Genomic DNA, 3,486 nt, shown 5'->3' on the forward strand with positions numbered 1-3,486 from the left:
TCGACGTCCCCGGAGCCGCCGACGCCCGGCGCGGGCTCCCCGTCCGCCGGCGGATCCGGGGGCTCCGGCGCCCCGGCGCAGTCCGGCGGGTCGACCGCGGCACCCGGCGGCACCACCGCCGTGCCCGTCGCCCCCGGGCGCCTGCTCGGGCCCGCCGACCAGCGCCTGGGCGACGAGGTCGCGCTCGTCCGGATCCTGCAGGACGGCACCGTCACGGAACGGCTGGGCAGCGTCGCCGACCCCGGCCTGCCCGCCCGCGCGGACGACGTGCCCGCCACCGTGCAGGCCGGCGGGGCTCCGTGGCGGATCGTCCAGCGCCCGATCTCCGACGCGCTCGTGGTGCAGGCCGCGGCGCCGCTGGGGCCCGTCGACGCGCGTGCCGCGACGCTGCGCGACCGCGTGGCCGTCGCAGGGGTCCTCGGCGTCGCCGCGACGCTGCTGATCGCGTTCCTGCTCGTCGGCGCCGTGCTGCGCGCACTGGGCCGCCTGCGCCGCACGGCCGCCGAGGTCGCCGTGACCGCGGACCTCGCCACCCGGGTCGACGCGACGCGCGGGCCGCAGGAGATCCGCGAGCTGTCGAGCACGCTGAACGCCATGCTCGCCCGGCTGGAGGACGCGGACGGCGAGCGTCGGGCGGCCCTCGAGGCGACCCGCCGGTTCGCGGCCGACGCGGGTCACGAGTTGCGCACGCCGCTGGCGACCATCGGCGCCGGCGTGCAGACCCTGGCCGACCACCCCGAGCTCGAGGGTCCCGACCGCGACGCCGCGTTCCACGACGTGCGACAGGAGCACCGCCGGGTCGTCGCGCTCCTGGAGTCGCTGCAGACGCTCGCCCGCGGCGACGCCGCCGGGCGCCTCGAGCGCGAGCCCGTCGATCTCGTCGAGCTCGTCGAGGAGGCGGTCGCGTCCGTCCGCCGCTCGGCGCCCGACGGCACCGCGATCGAGCTGCACGCGCCGTCCGAGCTCGTGCGCGAGGCGTGGCCGCCGGGCGTCCGCATCGCGGTCGAGAACCTCTTGCGCAACGCGGTCGCGCACGGCCGTCCCGCCGGGGCCATCGCGGTCACCGTCGAGCAGGCCGGCGGCGAGGTGCGGATCACGGTGGACGACGACGGGCCGGGGATCCCGCCGGAGCAGCGCGATCGCCTGCGCGAGCGGTTCGCCCGCGGCGCCTCCGCGGACACCCCGGGCTCCGGCCTGGGCCTCGCGATCGTCGAGCAGCAGGCCGGCCTCCACGGCGGCCGGCTCGAGCTGACGGACGCGCCGGCCGGGGGCCTGCGGGCGCGCCTGGTGCTCGACGGGGTCCCGCGGACCTAGGCGGACGAGCCCAGGAGGCAGTTCCGGTCTGGTGCCGGATCGCGGCCGGGGCCGCCCTGGCCGCCCGGTGGGCCGCGTCCTGGACGTTCGGCGGGCGATCGCGCGTGGCGCGTTCGCGCTCGTCGCGAGCGGGTAGCCGCCTGGCATGAACATCATCCGCCGCATCCTCTCCCTGGCCAGCGCCAACCGCGGCCGCACCGGTGGCGCGCCCGCCGGTCGCCGTGGCCTCGGTCGCCGTCGCACCCAGCAGCAGCCGAAGGCGACGGGCCTCGCCGCCCTGCGCGGCCTGCTGCGCCGGTAGTCCGCGACGCCGCGGGTCAGTCCGCGTAGCGCGGGTCCCAGCGGGCCCGGGCGATGCGGTCCCGCAGGTCGTCGTCGCTGCGCTGCGGTGCGACGCCGTCGTCGACCGCCGCGCGCGCCACGGCGAGCGCGACGGTGTCCGCGACGTCGCGCAGCGCGCCGATCGGCGGCAGCAGCGGCGCGTGCGGATCCTGCAGCGCGGGGGAGAGCGACCCGAGCGACCGCGCCGCGGCCCGCAGCATCGTGTCCGTGACGCGCGCGGCCTGCGCGGCGACGACGCCCATCCCCACCGCCGGGAAGACGTAGACGTTGTTGGACTGCGCGACGCGCACCGAGCGGCCCTCGTACTCGACCTCCGGGAACGGCGAGCCCGTCGCCATCAGGACGCGCCCCTTCGTCCACCGCATCAGGTCCCTCGGGTCCGCCTCGGCCCGCGCGGTGGGGTTCGACAGCGGCAGGACGATCGGCCGGTCGACGTGGGCGGCCATCTCGCGGACGACCTCCTCCGTGAACGCCCCCCGCGCGGTGGACAGCCCGATCAGCGCCGTCGGGCGCACCGCGCGGACGACGTCGGCCAGCCCGGCGCCGGGCCCCAGCGGCCCGGTCGTGCGCTCGGCGGCCGGCGTGGTCGACCCGCGGGGCGCGACCGCCCCGGCGCCGCCGACGTCCTCGCGGGCGTAGACGCGCTGGGCGTCGGTCAGGTCGGTGCGGTCGGCGGTGAGGAGCCCGTCGACGTCGACCACCCAGAAGCGACGGCGCGCCTCCTCGGCGGTCAGGCCCTCGTCCATCATCGCGTGGCGGATCTCGTCGGCCACCCCGATCGCCGCGGACCCGGCACCGAGGATCACGACGCGCTGCTGGGGGAGCGGCGTCCCCGCCACCTCGACCGCACCGATCAGCGCGCCGAGCGCGACGGCCGCGGTGCCCTGGATGTCGTCGTTGAACGTGCAGATCCGGTCGCGGTAGCGGTCGAGGATCGGCCGGGCGTTGCGCGACGCGAAGTCCTCCCACTGGACCAGCACGCCCGGCAGCTCGTTCTCCACCGCGGTGACGAACCGCTCCACGAAGTCGTCGTACTCCTGCCCCTCGATCCGCTCGTGCCGCCAGCCGAGGTAGCCGGGGTCGTCGATGCGGTCCTGGTTGTTCGTGCCGACGTCGAGCACGATCGGCAGCGTGCGACCGGGGTTCAGCCCGCCGATGGCGGTGTAGAGCGCGAGCTTGCCGATCGGGATGCCGAGACCGCCGGCGCCCTGGTCCCCGAGACCGAGGATCCGCTCGCCGTCGGTGACGACGATGACGTCGACGTCCTTCTGCCGGCGGTTGCGCAGCAGCTCGGGCAGCCGGTCGCGCATCGGGTAGCTCAGCGTCAGGCCCCGGGGGCGGCGGAAGATCCGGTGGAAGCGCTGGCACGCGAGACCGACGGTCGGCGTGTAGACGATCGGCAGGACCTCCTCGAGGTGGTCCACGAGCAGCCGGTAGAAGAGCACGATGTTCGTGTCCTGCAGGGTCCGCAGGTTCACGTACTTGTCGAGGTCGCTGGGGCGCCGGCGGAACACCTCGTAGGACCGGGTCACCTGCTCGTCCAACGTCTCGATCGCCGGGGGCAGCAGCCCGTCGAGCCCGAGCACCCGTCGCTGCTCGGCCGTGAACGCCGTGCCGCGGTTGCGGAGCGGGTCCTCGAGGATCTGGGGGTACTGCACCGAGCCCATGTCCTGAACCTAGTGCCCGTGCGCCGCCGCCCGCCCCGGCAGCGCCCGGGACCCACCCGCCCGGGGAGCTTGGGGTCGTTGTGGTCGGGGCGGGGCGGGGCGAGGCAGGGCGGGGCGACGGCGGTGGTGGCGGGCGGCGGTCGGCGGTCGGCGGTCGGCGGGC

At 76.9% G+C, this 3,486-nt stretch carries 3 protein-coding genes; 2 read left to right on the plus strand and 1 reads right to left on the minus strand.

The annotated features are described in order from the left end of the window. Together Q7T67_RS08635 and Q7T67_RS08640 are read left to right on the plus strand one after the other, a co-directional pair. Positions 1 to 1,314: HAMP domain-containing sensor histidine kinase (locus Q7T67_RS08635; RefSeq protein WP_304788085.1), on the plus strand; the 1,314-nt coding region annotated here is incomplete at its 5' end. A gap of 145 nt (positions 1,315 to 1,459) precedes the next feature. Beyond that, the gene (locus tag Q7T67_RS08640; RefSeq protein WP_304788087.1) at positions 1,460 to 1,615 is read left to right on the plus strand and encodes a hypothetical protein; all 156 of its coding nucleotides are present in this window, start codon (positions 1,460 to 1,462) and stop codon (positions 1,613 to 1,615) included. 16 nt (positions 1,616 to 1,631) lie between these two features. On the opposite strand, the gene Q7T67_RS08645 is transcribed toward Q7T67_RS08640, so the two are convergent. Then, positions 1,632 to 3,323 (minus strand): NAD-dependent malic enzyme, encoded by a 1,692-nt coding sequence (locus tag Q7T67_RS08645; protein WP_304788089.1) that lies wholly within the window; start codon positions 3,321 to 3,323, stop codon positions 1,632 to 1,634. Between the last annotated feature and the right edge of the window lie 163 nt (positions 3,324 to 3,486).

Origin of the sequence: Patulibacter sp. (assembly GCF_030655195.1) — a bacterium.
GTDB lineage: Bacteria > Actinomycetota > Thermoleophilia > Solirubrobacterales > Solirubrobacteraceae > Patulibacter.

Coding starts and splice junctions, on each gene's coding strand:
- Q7T67_RS08640 (WP_304788087.1), top strand. CDS start 1,460: ATGAACATCATCCGCCGCATCCTCTCCCTGGCCAGCGCCAACCGCGGC.
- Q7T67_RS08645 (WP_304788089.1), bottom strand. CDS start 3,323: ATGGGCTCGGTGCAGTACCCCCAGATCCTCGAGGACCCGCTCCGCAAC.